The organism is Bradyrhizobium sp. LB8.2 (assembly GCF_040548035.1).
Lineage (GTDB): Bacteria > Pseudomonadota > Alphaproteobacteria > Rhizobiales > Xanthobacteraceae > Bradyrhizobium.
In genome coordinates this window covers 1-14,795 of sequence record NZ_JBEPQV010000050.1, presented here as the reverse complement: position 1 = coordinate 14,795, position 14,795 = coordinate 1, and the positions used below count along the sequence as shown (strand labels likewise).

Sequence of the window (14,795 nt, the reverse complement as noted above, 5' to 3'; positions counted from 1 at the left end):
CGACCTAAAGAAATAGCCTGTGCTCCGTGTAACCGTATGGACATGGAGGACAACTCATGGCGCGCCGCCCCGAAGTTACTGGTCGCAAGCCGCCCGACCTTGATGCGACGAATGAGGCCGATGCCTACAGCGTTGACGAATTGTGCGCGCGTCATCGCATCTCGATCCAGCTCTTTTACAAGAACCGGCGTCAGATGCCCCGCACGTTCAAAGTCGGCGCGCGCGTCTTGATCAGCAAGGAAGCCGCCGCTGCGTGGCGCCGCGAGTGCGAGCAGGCGGCCGAGGCCGCCGAGCGCGTGGCGTAGTCGCGAAAAAACGCGGCTTGCCAGCCGCCCTCTTTAATCTCTCTCACGGAAATCCCTTAAGATGTTTGTCAGCAATATCAGCGCGCTCACGTGCGCGCAAGCCGCCGGCAATTTGCATTCGCCGGACACCGCCGCATGGTTCTTCAATCCGCTCGTGGCGCACAGCTACGACTTGATCGTCATCGATCCGCAGTGGCCTTTCAAGACCTGGAGCCCTGCCGGAGAAGGTAAGTCGGCGTCGCAGCATTATCGCCTCATGACCCTCGCCGAAATCGAGACGTTGCCCGTCCGTGGCTTGTTGAAAGCCAACGCCGTTGTCCTGCTCTGGACCACGGGCGCCATGCTTGCTCAGGCCGTTGCGGTCATGGAAGGGTGGGGCATCACGTTCAAAACCGAGCTTGCCTGGCGCAAGGTCACCCGCAACGGCAAAGTGCGCATGGGCTGCGGGTACTGGGCGCGTAGCATGCACGAGCCCATTCTGCTGGGCACGGTCGGTAAGCCGCCCAGATTACCCTGCCGTCTTGCTTCGATGGACTCGCGCGCGAGCATAGCCGCAAGCCCGACGAGTTCTACGGCATGATCACGGGCCGCACGCCGGGCTTGCGCCGCGCCGACGTGTTCGCTCGCGAAAAGCGCGAAGGCTGGGATGCTTGGGGCGATGAGGTCGGGAAATTCCCCTCGGGCTCCGCCGGCACGATCCTGATTCCCGGCGCGGAGCAGTTCGGGGTGCGGCCGTGAACGTACACACCCCCCATCAGCCGACGGGCGATCCCGTCGGCTCGGATGAAAGCACCGACGGCAAGGTGAGCGCCCCGCAGATCACGCTTATCACCAAGCGCGATGCGCCCTCACTGATGTCGAAGCGGATTGCTCTCGACGCCGGAGGCGAGCTCAAGAGCGATGGTTCGGAATGCCGGATGACCAGCGGTACGGCCGCCCGCGAATTTGTGGGAACGGCCAGCGCCCTTGCGTTGATCATCGCGGGCTGCCGTCCCGATCAAGCGATTACCCTTGGTGCGCTGAAGGCGGAGCTGCCCAACCGTGTTGCGGTGACGACTCCGAGCAAGCTCTCCAACTACGTCGGCGCCATCACTCGGTCCCGGAGCTGCATCGATTACGAGCCGGGTCTTCCTGCTTGGTGCCTGATCGACTTCGACACCAAAGGGATGCCAGACGAAGTTCGCGCACAGATCGAGGCGGCTGGGGGCATGTGGAACGCCCTGTTGACGGTAGCGCCGGAACTCGCGAAGGCGGCGCGAGTCAGCCGCGCGAGCACCACCGCCGGTCTCTTTCGGAGCGACACCAAGGAGCTGATCGCCGGGTCGAACGGCATGCATCACTATGTGCTCGTTCGAGATGGTGGCGACGTTGAGCGTTTGAAGGACCTGCATGAGCGCTGTTGGTTCCACGGCTTCGGGTGGCACCTGATTGGCGGGGCTGGTCAACTGCTCGATCGCTCGATCGTGGATCGCATGGTGGGATACGGCGAGCGCCTTTGCTTTGAAGGTGCTCCCATCATTGCTGCGCCTTTGGCTCAAGATCAGGCGAAGCGGGCGCCTGAGGCTATCGAAGGGGAAGCAATCGATTCCGCGCTCGCTGTAGCCCGGCTCACCCGATACGAACGTCAGCGCGTCACTGACGCAAAGGCCACGAGCGCGAAAGCGCTGGGGAAGGCTGCGGCGGAGATTCGCAGCAAGCACGACGAGGAACTTGCCCAAGAAATGTCGGCCAAGTCCGACACTCCCATCGCGACCGCCCGTCGCCTCGTCAAGTCACGGCACGATGGCGTGCTCTACTCCGATGTGGAGCTGCAATTCGATCATCTGGATGAGGTCGTGACGGTCAGCGCTGTGATGGCCGACCCGGACCGTTACGTCGGCGAGACCTTGGCCGATCCGTTGGAGGGTCTGAACTACGGCCGCTGCAAGGCCATGGTGATGAGCGGGAGTGAAGGTGATCTATTTATCCATTCGTTCGCCCATGGCCGGAGCATCTATCGGCTGCGCCACGATTTGAAATCCTCGAAGGCCGCTTTTGAGCAAATTGCAGACGGCAGCATTGACGACGCGATGGCGATTTTGGCACACGCCGAGCTGGAGGCCGATGAGGACGACCAATTCGCCGAGTTCGTTGCCGACAAGACCAAGACGAGCGTTCGATCGGTTCGGGCTCGGAGCAAGAAAGAGCGCGAGGAGCGCCGGGCCAAGGCCGCCGAAGCCTCGATGGAGGCGAAAGCTGACGGCCGCATGATCCTGCCGCGTCCCGAACCCTATGGCGAGCTGACGCCGACCGTGTCATTTCTCGACGAGGTCCTGGCGAAAGACGCAAGCCAAGAGCCGCCGATGCGTGATGCATCCGGGGCTCTTGTGCGCGTTGAGGAGAAAGAGCCGTGGGCGCTGCATCTGCTCACCTCGGAAAGCGCCAACGCGGCCGCAGAGCAGGCCGAAGACATGAAGGCGCCTACGGAGCCGGTGCTGGTGACGCTCACGCCGACCGGCGTCGAGCTGCTTATCGAAAAATATGTCGGCTGGATCGCACAGAAGAAGGATGGATCGGTTTATCTCGCGTCGTTGCCTCCGTCATACATCGCTGCGGTGATGGAATATCCGAACAGCGCGGTGCCAGTCGCCCGTGCGATCAACACGTGCCCGCTGATCACGGCGTCGGCACGTCTGATCGAGGGCGCTGGTCTCGACCGCGCCACCGGACTTTTTCATCGGATTGACCCTGCTCTGCGCAAGTGCGTGCCTGAGAACAAGCCGGCGGATGAGGACATCAAGAAGCCTACCTTCGTCAAGGTGTGGCGGCGCTGATTTGGGACAATATCGCCCGCGGCAAAGCGATCACTTGCCCGCACATTGAAGCCGCGCTTACGGCAACGGAAATCGGTGACCGCGTGCTCGGGGTTTCCTGCGCGGAGACCGTATCCGCTATGACGGTCCAAATATTCACGGGCAACTCGATTGCTCCGCGCGGCGATATGGCAAGCCGCTCGTTGGTGGTGTCGCTCAACGTGGATCGGCCGGACCCTGAGAACCGGAGCTTCATGCATGCCGACCCGCTGGGGTGGACCCAGTTCAACCGGGGGAAGATTTTATCTGCGCTCTACACGATCTTGTTAGGAGGTATGTTGCAACGCCCGCAGGGGCAGGTGGCGAAGACGCGCTTCAAAGCATGGTGGACTCTGATTGGGTGGCCCGTGGAATATGCCGCGGGGTTGCTCGACATCAAACTCGACTGCACGGAGCTGCTGCGCTTCGGTGAATCCGAGGATGAGGAAGCGAGCGCGGCATCACGGGCGCTGACGGTTCTTCATCAGCAATGGACTGGCCGCTGGTTCACCACCCGCCAGCTTGTGCTGTTCCTGGGAGAGCGGAATTCACTCCTGGACGAGGACAAGGCAGCCCAGGCCGAGGCTTTGTTTGACGCGCTCTCCGACCTCGACGGAAAACCGCTCGAAAACCCGACGGCTCGCGGCCTTGGCAAGCTGTTCCAGAAGCATCTGACCAACCGCCCCGCAATCATCGGGAGCGGGAACTGCGTGGCGATGTTGCGCAAGGTTGCGCCAGACAAGAACAAGGACGGCAACAAGTACGAGATCGTCATGTCGCGGCCGGAGGGCTCGTCGGGGACGTAGTGACCGGAAAGACGGGAAAACCGGGAAAGTTAAAAGCCTCATTTTCCCAAACCGCAAGCACTGAAGGTGACCTCTTCAATGATTTTAGATTCAGGCCGCGAGCGGCAAAACATTCCCGGCTTTACCGGCTTTCCCGGTCTTGCTCGTGCGCATCACCGGGCCAAGAGAGAACACAGCGGTCCACGACAATCGAATGAAATCCGCCCCTCAATAAGCCAGGGTCCTTCCCAGGCGGGAGCGCCCTGCGGGTAGCGCTCGCGCGCTCGGCATGACCAGCGCCGGCAAATTGCAAAAGCGACAACAACAACGAAAGGAGTTCAACGTGAAACTGGTTTCCGCGTTCGGCGCCGCCGACATGCTGGAGCTTGACCGGCAGACCGTCCGGCGCGCTTTGCGTCATGTGGCACCGGACGGCTACGAAAAGAAGCAGCCGCGTTGGCGGATGCCCACCGTCATCGACGCCGTTAATCGGCACCTCGGTCGCAACAACATGTCCTGGCCCGCCGATCAGAGCCACCTGGATATTGCTTTCGCCGAATTGGACGAAGATTGCGCAGGACTCGGCTCGATCCCTGATCTGGAGGCACGCCGGCAGGAAGCTCGTCGCCTTATGGCGTTCTAGGTCGAGCTGGACGACCGCATGCGTTCCGACGCCCGCGCATGCCGCGAAGACGATCTTCGTGCCTCCCTCCGCTGTGACCAGCACTTCCGGGTTGCTATGCGCCGCTTCGAGCGCCCCTGTGAGTGGACGCAGGATGAGTGCTTGGAGATTCTCGAGGCCATTGCTGGCGGCCCTGCGCGTTCGACCGGAGGCGCCTGACCATGGATGCAGATACGCGAGAGACCGGCCACGAGACTGACGATCAGGATGATGTTGTCGCTACCTTGCAGCAGGCGATCGCACGGTTGCAGGCCCGCGTCGCGGAGCTTGAGCAGCCAGCCCCGCACTGGCTGCCCCTCAAGCGTGCTGCATCGGTCTGTGGCTTGAACTACGAGACCGTACGTGTTTGGGCGGAGCGCGGGCTGATCGATGCCCACCGCGAGGGCGGGCGTTGGATAATCAGCTTGACTAGCCTGAAGGCACGCCAAGCGCGGCTCTTTGGCCGGCATTAGGGGAGAATGTTGGCTCCAAGAGAGAGAGCAGCAAAGAAACACCTTTCTGTAGTTGGACCGTTCGTTGCTAGATGAGCGGGGGTGAATCCCGTCACGTCAGTTCGTCCGCTCTTGGCGGTACACCGGAAATAGCGCCCGTTAAGATCGCGCCGCTTTTGACCGGCAAGGGACAATGCGAGCGAAGAACATTAGAACAACTGAATGCTATCGTGGAGGGGGCTGTTGGGGACGCTAGTTCGCCAAGTGAACTGCAGGGTGCAAGGTCCCGAGCACCCCGACGACCGCAAAGATCGCAAGTCCGAAGGCGATCTCGATTCCGCTGTTGCGCGTCAGTCGACGAACGGCCTTGAGCTGCGCTTCATTACCCAGCGGCAAGGCAAGATCAGGCGTCAGCCAATACCGATTAATGACGGCAAAGGCGAGCATGATCATGAAGAGAAATATCTTCAGCATGAGTAGCCATCCATATTCTGTTGTGAGCAGCCCCTTGATTGAACCGACCAGAATCCAGGCATTGACAATGCCGGTCGCCAATATTGTGCCGACGCTGACCATGCCGAGGCTGGAAAACCGGCGTGCTGCCTGCGATGCAAGCGAGGCCCACGCATGATCCTGGTTGCGCCGAACCTCCGCCAGCACAAGGGTGAACGGCACAAGTCCACCAAGCCAGGCCGCTGCGGCGATGAGATGTAACGCGTCTGCCATCACGTGGATGTTGCCGATATCGCCCGCGCTTGACCCGGAATGTCCGGTCCATGCGATGCCCGCTACGAGGCCGAGGCTAGAGGCGAGCGCGAGAGGTTGGGCCAGCGGAAGTCGGTCATAGCTCAAGCAAGCGGCCAGCACGATCGCCAGTGCAACGCGAATTTCCGAAACCATCCCGAACTGCGTCTCCGTCACCACGGTGGAGAGGATATTTGTGGTCGCGGCCTCGCCGAGCGGCAGACCGCTGATGGCGGCGGCCTGCAACAGAACCCAGGCCGCGCCGGATGCCACGGTCACCGCTAGGCCGATCCATGCGGCACGAACGATTATCTGCCCAATGACGAGGATGCGGGCAGCTCCCGTTGAACGCAGCGCGGGCTGCGCCACCACTGCCCTGAAAATCAGGACGCCGACGGTTATCGCGGTGGCGGCGAAGTGAATCGCGCGGACGACGATCAATGAGACGTTTACAGCGTCCCCCAGCATCAGATCATCAGGCCTTTACGGCCCAACCTGAAAGGTGAAGCTGCCGTCCGTCGTGTGCGTGTCCACGGAAAGAACACGCCAGTTTACGCGGTATGTTCCCGCGCCCCCTGAACGCAGTGCGACCGACATCTGGTTGCCGCTGACACGTGGTTTGCCGGTATCGACACGCTGGCCGGCGGCGTTGGTCACGGTCACGGAACTGAAGGCAGGCTCCAGCTTTTGGGTAAACCACAGGGTCACCTCGCGTGGCGCGGTCGCGACCTTGTTGCCGACGCGCGGTTCGGCATGGTCGAGAGAAGCGTGCGCCAGTGCGTTGCCCGTCACGAGCAGCAGCAACAGCGGAACCAGTACGGCAAAAGCTTTGCGGCGCATGATCAATTCCTCGGAAACGGGCTGGCGGGCTGAACGGCATTGCCGAAGATCGGCTTTCCAATCCCGCGCGGATCGATATCGTCGAGGTACAGGTGCAACTGCGCGATCACCCCGACATTCGTTCCGCTCTGCCGATTGATCGGAATCAGGGCTTCGACACCGACTTGAAACGAGTTTCCGACCCAAAGAATCCCCGGATTGATGGTCCCGGTCGTCAGGGTCCCGGAGGTCAAGGTATTCGAGACCGGGGTTTGCATCGTTGCTTCGACGATTGGGATCAGATGATTAACAAAATCCGGCAGGCCAAGATCGACGACCGCCGATTTGAGATAGGGCATGCTGTATTGGATGGTCGCTCCCCAATTGATCACCCTCGGATGAAATTCGGTATCGGCCGTCAGGTCACCGCTATCAGGGTCTACGCTCAGCGTCCTCGTCGAACGTCTCGCCGGGATCGCATAGCCGATCTGTCCCGTGACGGCGATCGGTCGAATCCATGACAGGGTGTCGGGAAGATCACCCAACCCTTTTCCGAAGTACAGTGTGGGTGTGTAGGTGTTAAACGGGTCGGCTCCGACACCTTGCGAGCCCGTTCCGGCCCATTCGACGCTGAGACCGACCGACATCACAAACTCATGCTCCGGATCCCGGAAGAGGCGGTACTTGAACGTCGTCTCCAGGTTCTGAAATCCGCTCGCGCCGATCCCGGTCGGCCCGCCGGGAGCCGCGAAACTGCTGAAAGTTGATCCAAACGAAATCGCAAATGCTTCAGTGATGCGCTTGGAAAATTCGGCGGAAAAATCGCGCTGCCTGAACCACGGATCATCGCCGGTCTTGAAATTGGCGACGGTCGGCAGCGAAAGTTCGTCGTTAACGCCGGGATCGTCGATCCCGAGGGTTGCAGGAAAGAAGCGGTTGCCGACGATTTCGTGGGCAGTAGCTTGACTGGAAGAAACGAGTGCGATTGCGAGCCCAGGCAGGGCCGCGCGCAAATGACGGATAGGCATGAGAGGTCACTCTGCTGTGTAGCGGATGGATGAGGCGGCCACTGGAGCGGCCTGCTCAGGTTCGACCCCGCCGCCGTTCTCTCCCAAATAGGCCCACGTGTGACTTCGATCGGCGCTGAAGGCATTGGAGGTGTCGAGTGCATTGACCCGCCACAAGGCTACCATGCACCCACGGGAACAAAAGGACAAAAATGTCACTTGAAGCAAGGAATAATCTCGACGCGCCCATCCAGAAATAGCTCTTCGTACCGGTCGCTTAACTGCTCTGCTCCCGAACGCGCCGCGCGGACAGGTCCGCTCATGGCCCATCTTGGACGTTCGCAACGCTATGTCCGCCGACTGCTTCCGGCCGAACAGCGGACATACGCTCTCGTTGTATTTCGTTGGATTATGTCTGATGCGAAGCAGCTCTGTCATCGCGTAACGTGATCGCGAAACGACTGGAGCAACTAATGGCGATCTTCAAATCCAATCCCGAGAAAACCATCCAGCGCGACATCGACGCCGCAGCGGCTAATCGCGATCGACTCGCCGCGAAGCTCGCCGAATGCGATCAAGCGATTGCCCGGCATGCCACTGCGGCCAAGGAAAGCGCACTGAGCGGCGACGATGCCGCTCTTGATGCAGCGGAGGCTTCGCTCCGCGCCGCTCAGGATCGCGCCACGACCCTCAAGACGGCGTTGACGGAGATGAACCAGCGGCTGGCCGATCTCGAACGCGCCAAGGAGGACGCCGCCGATAAGAAGTTGCGAGCGGAAACCGCAGCGGACATCGATCGTCTGATTGGCAGGCTGACGGAGGTTGGTACGGAATTCGACAATGCGGCTTCGCGACTTTCCGAGCATACCGCGCGCGCCGTACCGCTGGTGTACGACGCTCATGGCGTCGACAAGTTCATGGCGATCTGCCGTGCAGAAGTGCCAGCCGCGCTGGAATTGGTTGCCAAGTTGCTTCGTGCGCACGCGGACGCTGTGATCGCCGGCACGGCGCCTGCGACTCTGCCGCGCGGGGATGATCAGCACGTGCCGGCGCCGGCACCGGCTCCTCAGGAGCCGCACTTCAAGTACCGCGCCGTGAAGGCTGAGCCGACCTTCAAGGGCTTTGTTCGGATCTAAAAGGAGGATTGGTTGAAGTTTTGTCCGCCGGGCGCCGAGCCCTTCCGTACTTTACAGCGAACAGACGGATGGTTTGGCAGTGTCGAAGAAGTACCTGTGGGCGTCGCTCGGCTGATCGCTGCCGGAATGCCGTCAACACGTCCGCGCAGCGTCGCCGAGGCTACGCGGGCGCGGATGATTGCGCGTCAGATGAGGTACGAGTTGTCAAGGAAGGTCGTTCTCGCGCGACGTAATCGGTTCGGGCTCGAAACGCGGTAAACTGGGATATAACCCCATCATCGGGCACGGGCGGTTTGTGGACCCGAAGCGGACATCGAGACATTCCATGTTCCAGTGGCACAGACGTCCTATGGCATAAGCCCCACCATTTCAAACGAACATCACGCCCACCTTAAAGGGCGTCCGCCAGACGACCCGACAGGGCAATTTCAAGTTATCTTCTGGAATAATCAACGTGAAGGCGAAGGGTATTCTGTCAATCGTGTTGAAGAGTTGAAGTGCTGCGCCCGACGTAGAAATGTCACGCACCGTGCAGGGAGTTTTGTCGCCTCCAAGCTCGATCTGCGCTGGCTTGGCCACCCGAAAGCGGGGTGCACGCCGACTTCCAACCATTGGCTTTGGTCCGCTGTCTAGGTCGCTAGTATGATCCGTATTCTTCAACGCTCTGATTGATCCAGAGCAGTGCTGCGCGGCTGTCCAACCAGAAAAGTTGGTCGTCCTCCCCTTCGCCGGGAGTCATGTGCAATAGAAAGGAATTCTCGCCGTATCGAAAGAGCGTGTCACGCGCTTGGCACTCATTCAAAGTTTGGACGTCGAGGAACGAATACTCACGTGTTGCGACAAGCCTCATCTCGCGGGCCTCCCAACCTCATGGCTCCATGTTCAATTAAGTCGCTATCACTACCTGAGAACGGCCAGCGTTCTGCAAAGCCGGGCCAACGTGCTGAACCATGCGGTGGGCTATCTCGACCGAAGCCGTCAATTCCTCCGCTTGCCACATGAGTTGGCCAATACAGGGATCATCCTTAAAGTCCGACAGTATAACTCGAACGCATCTGTTGGTGAGATCGAGGATCCATAGCGCGCCACGTATGTCGTCTTGAGCGCGCAGGTTTGCTCCGTGCAGCTCGGACAATACAGTTGTGAGCCGTTGAACTCGAATAATGGCGGGATGCACGGCAGGATGCTCTTGGCCGCGCGGGAAATTGATCACTTCGGACATCGTTGTCCTCTGAATGATTAAAGTATGCGCGCAGCATGACGAGAATCAATTAACCATTCGATAAGAAGTTTGTCGGTATTCGGCGGCGCGTCAATTTCAGAACTCGATTGGAAGCCCGCTGATGCGTCAACCCGTCGGTCCGCTGCACGAGAAAGCGAATCCTGACTGGCCGCTGCTAATCTTCGCCCGGTAACGTACGGTCGCTCGAGGGGGCGCGGACCGGAAGGCCTCCCGTCAGCCCCTCGTGAGCCCCCGGAGGCGGCGAGCATGGCCGGAAGAGTTTGCCAGAGCCGGAGAGTTCTTCGAGCTGTTCGGTGGGGTGGCTTCGCTGTCGCCTTCGTAGTGAGCTTACAGGCTTCTGGTAGCTCGTTTCCCGTGGTCGGGCGCGGTGTCACCGCTGACGGTTGCGATCATCGGGAGCGTCTTTTTGGCGGACGCTTCGTCAAACTTCGGCGGCAGCTCGGCCAAAGTCGCGACGATGGCGGCTTCAGTCACGGCGGCTCACACGCTAAGGGATCGTCTCACACAGGCGACACCTATTACAGCCCGAGTATCGCCAACCAGTACGGCACAAACATCGGCTTCAGCCCGCGGCAGCGATGATCCCGATGCCGGGGCTATCTACCTGCAAGCAAGGTATTCCCTGAACACCCACCCCAAGGGCCGAGAGTTAGCATCGGCTATATATGCCCACCGCTTGCCGCGGGAATCCTGTGTCTCGCCCAGAATGCGAACAAGCTGCCCACTTGAGATGGCTGAGAGTATTTGCCCCTGAGGCACGGCTCGAACGTTCAGCGGCGTCGAGGTTGGATCGACCACCACGCACGCAACTAAGTCGTCGGGCGGCATCGGAGAAGATGTCGTTTCCGCGTACGCAAATGCATTATCAGGGTTCTCGATTGTTGCTGCGAAAATGAGAACTAAAATCAGGCAAAAATAGGCGGTGCGCAAAAGTATGATTCCTCTCCAACGCAAATGCTAATCGCTTAACGGGGTGCGGATAGAGGTGCTACCCGATGGCTAGTGCCTTGCAATCCCCTGAACGAAGGCCCCGAAGAGCTGCATCATCTGTTGTTGGTTCACTTGATTGACACGCTCTTGATTAACCTTTTGCAGTTCAAGCTGATAGCCTCGTTGTGCCCCGGCGTGCCCGAGCTCGGCAGCCCGCTGCAACAAGGCTAGTTTCGTCTGTTCCGGGTTTGGGGTGGGGATCATTCCTTTGTCGATAAGATCGACGAGGCTCACCATCGAGTCCGCATCACCGAGTGCGCTGCCCCGCTTAAAGAGCGTGATAGCTGTGGTCACATCCTTGCGGTCCCATAGATACATCCCACCTAGATTGTCAAATGCAGCAGGATAGTTTGCCTGAACGAGACGGAAGAATATGTCGAACGCTTGCTTTTTGTCTTTGAATTGCGCCGCGCGGCCAAGTTGGTATTGATACCTGAGTTCGGCGGGTGAGACCGCTACGGCCTTAGTGCAAGCATCGTACGCTTGGTCAGCTTGGGACTTCAGCGCGTCAAATGACACGCCGTCGCCACTCCTTTTTGTATCGGTTGGGTTCGCGGCGAGACGGTCGCAGTCATTCCCGCCCTGTAGCCGTTGTCGCTCGGCTTCGGTACTGGCTTCGCGTGCCCGCCGTTCCCGCTCTGCTGCTTCTAGGGCCTGCTGAACCTCGCGTTCGGCGCGCTCGCGAGCCTCTTTGTCTCTCTGCTCCTGCTCGGCCTTTTTCCTCGCCGCGATGGCCTCGCGTTGTTGACGCCATTCCGCAATGACCTCTCGGCTCACGATCTTGAATTGATCGCCCGACGCGGGATGAAAGCCCGGCCCGTCGAAAAACTCATACTCTCCACCCTCACTGCGCCAGTACCAAATCTTCGCGATGCCCGTAGTTGGGTCAAAGAAGCCAAACCTCTCAGGATCGTTTACGCGGAGGGGCACACGGCGCACTAGCTTAGCTGTCTGTTGCTTCCAGCCCTCCACGATCTCGCGCGTGACTGGTATCAGCTCCTCGCCGGTTTGTGGGTGAAAGCCCATCAAGTCGAAGAGTTCGACCTGTCCGCGGTCATTCTTCGAATACCAAACCACAGGCTCCCCCGTCGTCGGATCGAAAAACGTCGGGTCCGTCGCAGTGATCGGCGTCGGCCGATGGCCTCTTCTGTATTCCTCGACTTTTTCGACGATTTGTGGGGTGAGCGGCCGGCAATCACGGCCGGTCTCTGGATCAATCCCCACGCGGTTCAGCATTTTGATGCTCGTGCGCGTCATCACATAGCATCTTTCAGCAACGCCATTCTTGCGGAAGTTCGAGTCAATGCGGCTCAGCAGCAGCGAATGCCCGATCACTAGGGCGAGCAGACCTAGATAGCCTATGCGCCGTTTATGCTTTGAAAAAGAAAAGGAGTAGCCCGCAAGAACCACAACTGCGGCAAAGCTGGCCCATAGGATAGCTCGCGTAGTCCCGGTATTCAGGTCGTATGCGTCTGCAAGCTCTTCGGCATAGGTCCGGGCTACATAGTAGTACACCAGCTCATTGCACAGCCAGAAAATGAGGCCGCCGATTACGAGGCAGGCCAAAGTGACAACTGCAACGCGGGCAAAGGCGTTCAGCCGGCCAAGCGGTTGCGCAACCCGGTTGCGCAGTTTCTCGATCATTTGCATTCCATCAGCCCCCCGGCCTGCACCCGTTCGTCGGATGCCAATCGTAAGTACGTTGCTCAACCCGAGAATGAGGATACGAACCCACCTGCTATTTGTCAAAAAGTGGGACGTAAAATGGTGAAGAATTTCAGTCGGTTGGTTGGTAATCGCCGATTCGGCTCGAAGCAACTTTCGCCATCCGGGAACTGCTCATGCCCTCTGAGACTATCCAAATGCGAATTAGGACATTGTTCATGCGGACGTCGCCCGTTCCCCTCCCTTTATTGGCGGGCTGTTCGTCTCCTGTACGAGTCCATCATGTCCGCAGTCACATCGCTGGGAAAGCAGAGTGGCGCAGCACCCCCGGGCTCGCGAGTGCGCGCTGTTTCCGCCGCAACGTCGTCCGTTGCGCGTTAGATCATCCGGGCAGGCACACGGATGGCCCGTTGCGTGGTATTGATCTCTGCTCGCTTGAATGAGAATTGCAGCAATCGCCGCAGCGGTGAGGACGACCTTTAGCTTGCGCTTAGTGTCCGGCTGCGGCCCGACTTGGCTGGGCTGACTGGGCTTCGAAACCGTCGTCGATACAGAGCTGGGTGCAGGCTGCGGCTTTATCGCGGGTGTGTCGAGTGGCGCGTCAACGAAGGCGACCGGCCTTGCTGTGCTCGGCGCGGACGCGGCCCTCGGATCGTGACAGCCCAGCGAATAGGCTATCACGGCCGTTAAACCTAGAAGTAAAACAATAAGTCTGCCCCGCATGGCTCCCTGTGCCAATGCCTCTCGTGCCGAACAGCTAAGCTCCAGCCGATCCTTGCGCGATGTCGATTACGTGCCGATCAGCACCAACAGTAATAACGACGGTGTAGGTCTTCGGCCCTCCGCCCTCGCTGGCGACTGGCGGCGCAAGGTGCAATTGCCCGCCGTACCACTCGCCCGGCATCAGCGTATTATCCTTGATCACCGATTGCTCAAGGATCGCCATATTGCGCTGACCAGTCTCCACGGTCGCGGCAATCATTGCTTCATTTTGGACCGCAGCATTGTTTTGAGCGATCACCGCAGCCGTGGGGCTGTAGAACGTGCCCGTCCGGCCACTCGGTGTCGTGTAGTGACCGTGTCCCGCCTGAGACGCCCCGTACGCATTCCCTGCTACAGCTAGGCCCGTAAAGATTGCCGCTGCGACCTGTCGGTTCTTTTCTTCTTGAGCAAGCATCTCATACGTGACGACCTGCATAGCGGAGTCGGAGCCCGCAACGTGCTGTGTCGCTTCAACTTGCGAAACGCGAAACTCGACAGGACCTTTGCTCATGTTGTTGATCGCAACAACGAAAACGGGGCGTCCGTTTGCCTGCACTTGCCGGGAAGCAGGCCGGACTAGGACTAGTGAAGCCTTCTGCCGGGAGACTAAGGCAGCCTGCCCATCTCGCACGAGCGCCTGTTGCTGTGGATTGGATGGCCGAAACTGGACCGTCTCGGCGTTTGTAACGCAGCCACCCAACGTGGCGCACAGCACCACGATGCCCCATGTACGCATGACGCACTCCCCAGACCCGGTTGAATACAACCGCAACCGGTAGGCGAGATCAACCCCGTAGTATTCCCATTAGACGTTAGTTGTGTGTGCACGAATGAATTCCGTGTTGTGGCGCGCGGCCATTGAGAATGAACTCGCCTTCGTCTCAGTCTGGCGACTCAAAGGGAGAGATGCGGTGAGAAAAATAGCCGTCTTCGTGGTTGCCCTGCTGTGCTCAACCACGCTCGCACAAGCTAGAGGTGGTCACGGTGGATTCCGTGTGTCGTACGGAGGGGGTCATCATACGTCCAGCCATGGCGGGACTTTCGCCGGAGCGTCAGGTTCCTCGCACAAGGGAGGCCAATATCGTAACTTGAATACCGGCAATCGATACGGGACTCACCAATAAGGTCACGGGCGCTACGCGGCGTCCTAGGCAAAGCTGGGCAGTGCTACCGGCTGGTGGCGGATTAATCGTCGGTGCCGTCGGGGACGGCAATGGCGGAAGAGCCGCCCGCGCGACGGCGGCATGCCCCAGCGCATCAGCGTCTCTCGGTCCGGGGTTCCGTGTTGCGGATCACTAGTACTGAGCTGCACCCGGTTCTGTTGACACCGGCTTAAGCTAATCCGACCTTCCGTTCGAACTCCATAGGGCTCAGATATCCGATCGTCGAATGCCT

General features: G+C 59.7%; 17 protein-coding genes. 8 read left to right on the top strand and 9 right to left on the bottom strand.

Annotated elements, in window-relative coordinates:
• Positions 1-56: 56 nt before the first annotated feature.
• The 7 genes from ABIB06_RS36590 (at position 57) to ABIB06_RS36560 (ending at position 5,055) form a co-directional block, all read left to right on the top strand.
• Positions 57-305 (top strand): hypothetical protein, encoded by a 249-nt coding sequence (locus ABIB06_RS36590; RefSeq protein WP_354049784.1) that lies wholly within the window; start codon positions 57-59, stop codon positions 303-305.
• 61 nt (positions 306-366) lie between these two features.
• Complete coding sequence (locus tag ABIB06_RS36585; protein WP_354049785.1) at positions 367-885, top strand: MT-A70 family methyltransferase; 519 nt, start codon at positions 367-369, stop codon at positions 883-885.
• Positions 882-1,043: a hypothetical protein gene (locus tag ABIB06_RS36580; protein WP_354049786.1), complete on the top strand. Its 162-nt coding sequence runs from the start codon at positions 882-884 to the stop codon at positions 1,041-1,043. Before ABIB06_RS36585 ends, ABIB06_RS36580 begins: the two co-directional genes overlap by 4 nt.
• A complete protein-coding gene (locus ABIB06_RS36575; RefSeq protein WP_354049787.1) occupies positions 1,040-3,118 on the top strand; it encodes a hypothetical protein in 2,079 nt (692 codons plus the stop codon). Before ABIB06_RS36580 ends, ABIB06_RS36575 begins: the two co-directional genes overlap by 4 nt.
• Positions 3,106-3,942, top strand: a complete 837-nt coding sequence (locus tag ABIB06_RS36570) for a hypothetical protein (protein WP_354049788.1) — start codon at positions 3,106-3,108, stop codon at positions 3,940-3,942. Before ABIB06_RS36575 ends, ABIB06_RS36570 begins: the two co-directional genes overlap by 13 nt.
• Positions 3,943-4,210: 268 nt before the next feature.
• A complete protein-coding gene (locus ABIB06_RS36565; protein WP_354049789.1) occupies positions 4,211-4,564 on the top strand; it encodes a hypothetical protein in 354 nt (117 codons plus the stop codon).
• Between the two features lie 200 nt (positions 4,565-4,764).
• Positions 4,765-5,055: a helix-turn-helix domain-containing protein gene (locus ABIB06_RS36560; RefSeq protein ID WP_354049790.1), complete on the top strand. Its 291-nt coding sequence runs from the start codon at positions 4,765-4,767 to the stop codon at positions 5,053-5,055.
• Positions 5,056-5,286: 231 nt separating this feature from the next.
• Here ABIB06_RS36560 and copD read toward each other — a convergent pair whose 3' ends face one another.
• Genes copD through ABIB06_RS36545 form a run of 3 tightly spaced genes read right to left on the bottom strand, consistent with a single transcriptional unit; the run spans position 5,287 to position 7,625 of the window.
• Positions 5,287-6,246: a copper homeostasis membrane protein CopD gene (copD, locus tag ABIB06_RS36555; RefSeq protein WP_354070188.1), complete on the bottom strand. Its 960-nt coding sequence runs from the start codon at positions 6,244-6,246 to the stop codon at positions 5,287-5,289.
• A gap of 15 nt (positions 6,247-6,261) precedes the next feature.
• Complete coding sequence (locus tag ABIB06_RS36550; RefSeq protein WP_354049792.1) at positions 6,262-6,618, bottom strand: copper resistance CopC family protein; 357 nt, start codon at positions 6,616-6,618, stop codon at positions 6,262-6,264.
• A gap of 2 nt (positions 6,619-6,620) precedes the next feature.
• Entirely contained in the window at positions 6,621-7,625 is a 1,005-nt protein-coding gene (locus tag ABIB06_RS36545) for a hypothetical protein (protein WP_354049793.1), read from the bottom strand.
• Positions 7,626-8,077: 452 nt separating this feature from the next.
• Between ABIB06_RS36545 and ABIB06_RS36540 the strand changes: the two genes are divergently transcribed.
• Positions 8,078-8,740 (top strand): hypothetical protein, encoded by a 663-nt coding sequence (locus tag ABIB06_RS36540; RefSeq protein WP_354049794.1) that lies wholly within the window; start codon positions 8,078-8,080, stop codon positions 8,738-8,740.
• Positions 8,741-9,109: 369 nt separating this feature from the next.
• Here ABIB06_RS36540 and ABIB06_RS36535 read toward each other — a convergent pair whose 3' ends face one another.
• The 6 genes from ABIB06_RS36535 to ABIB06_RS36510 all read right to left on the bottom strand — a co-directional run bounded on the left by ABIB06_RS36535 (position 9,110) and on the right by ABIB06_RS36510 (position 14,136).
• Positions 9,110-9,352: a PilZ domain-containing protein gene (locus tag ABIB06_RS36535; RefSeq protein WP_354049795.1), complete on the bottom strand. Its 243-nt coding sequence runs from the start codon at positions 9,350-9,352 to the stop codon at positions 9,110-9,112.
• 274 nt (positions 9,353-9,626) lie between these two features.
• Positions 9,627-9,962, bottom strand: a complete 336-nt coding sequence (locus tag ABIB06_RS36530; RefSeq protein WP_354049796.1) for a hypothetical protein — start codon at positions 9,960-9,962, stop codon at positions 9,627-9,629.
• Positions 9,963-10,310: 348 nt separating this feature from the next.
• Positions 10,311-10,457 (bottom strand): hypothetical protein, encoded by a 147-nt coding sequence (locus ABIB06_RS36525; protein ID WP_354049797.1) that lies wholly within the window; start codon positions 10,455-10,457, stop codon positions 10,311-10,313.
• Between the two features lie 126 nt (positions 10,458-10,583).
• Positions 10,584-10,811 (bottom strand): SH3 domain-containing protein, encoded by a 228-nt coding sequence (locus ABIB06_RS36520; protein WP_354049957.1) that lies wholly within the window; start codon positions 10,809-10,811, stop codon positions 10,584-10,586.
• Positions 10,812-10,982: 171 nt separating this feature from the next.
• The gene (locus ABIB06_RS36515) at positions 10,983-12,617 is read right to left on the bottom strand and encodes an SEL1-like repeat protein (protein WP_354049798.1); all 1,635 of its coding nucleotides are present in this window, start codon (positions 12,615-12,617) and stop codon (positions 10,983-10,985) included.
• 778 nt (positions 12,618-13,395) lie between these two features.
• Positions 13,396-14,136: a hypothetical protein gene (locus tag ABIB06_RS36510; protein ID WP_354049799.1), complete on the bottom strand. Its 741-nt coding sequence runs from the start codon at positions 14,134-14,136 to the stop codon at positions 13,396-13,398.
• Positions 14,137-14,795 lie beyond the last annotated feature (659 nt).

Coding starts and splice junctions, on each gene's coding strand:
- ABIB06_RS36590 (WP_354049784.1), top strand. CDS start 57: ATGGCGCGCCGCCCCGAAGTTACTGGTCGCAAGCCGCCCGACCTTGAT.
- ABIB06_RS36580 (WP_354049786.1), top strand. CDS start 882: ATGATCACGGGCCGCACGCCGGGCTTGCGCCGCGCCGACGTGTTCGCT.
- copD (WP_354070188.1), bottom strand. CDS start 6,246: ATGCTGGGGGACGCTGTAAACGTCTCATTGATCGTCGTCCGCGCGATT.
- ABIB06_RS36550 (WP_354049792.1), bottom strand. CDS start 6,618: ATGCGCCGCAAAGCTTTTGCCGTACTGGTTCCGCTGTTGCTGCTGCTC.
- ABIB06_RS36515 (WP_354049798.1), bottom strand. CDS start 12,617: ATGATCGAGAAACTGCGCAACCGGGTTGCGCAACCGCTTGGCCGGCTG.
- ABIB06_RS36530 (WP_354049796.1), bottom strand. CDS start 9,962: ATGTCCGAAGTGATCAATTTCCCGCGCGGCCAAGAGCATCCTGCCGTG.
- ABIB06_RS36560 (WP_354049790.1), top strand. CDS start 4,765: ATGGATGCAGATACGCGAGAGACCGGCCACGAGACTGACGATCAGGAT.
- ABIB06_RS36520 (WP_354049957.1), bottom strand. CDS start 10,811: ATGCCGCCCGACGACTTAGTTGCGTGCGTGGTGGTCGATCCAACCTCG.
- ABIB06_RS36565 (WP_354049789.1), top strand. CDS start 4,211: ATGACCAGCGCCGGCAAATTGCAAAAGCGACAACAACAACGAAAGGAG.
- ABIB06_RS36540 (WP_354049794.1), top strand. CDS start 8,078: ATGGCGATCTTCAAATCCAATCCCGAGAAAACCATCCAGCGCGACATC.
- ABIB06_RS36585 (WP_354049785.1), top strand. CDS start 367: ATGTTTGTCAGCAATATCAGCGCGCTCACGTGCGCGCAAGCCGCCGGC.
- ABIB06_RS36510 (WP_354049799.1), bottom strand. CDS start 14,136: ATGCGTACATGGGGCATCGTGGTGCTGTGCGCCACGTTGGGTGGCTGC.
- ABIB06_RS36545 (WP_354049793.1), bottom strand. CDS start 7,625: ATGCCTATCCGTCATTTGCGCGCGGCCCTGCCTGGGCTCGCAATCGCA.
- ABIB06_RS36535 (WP_354049795.1), bottom strand. CDS start 9,352: ATGGTTGGAAGTCGGCGTGCACCCCGCTTTCGGGTGGCCAAGCCAGCG.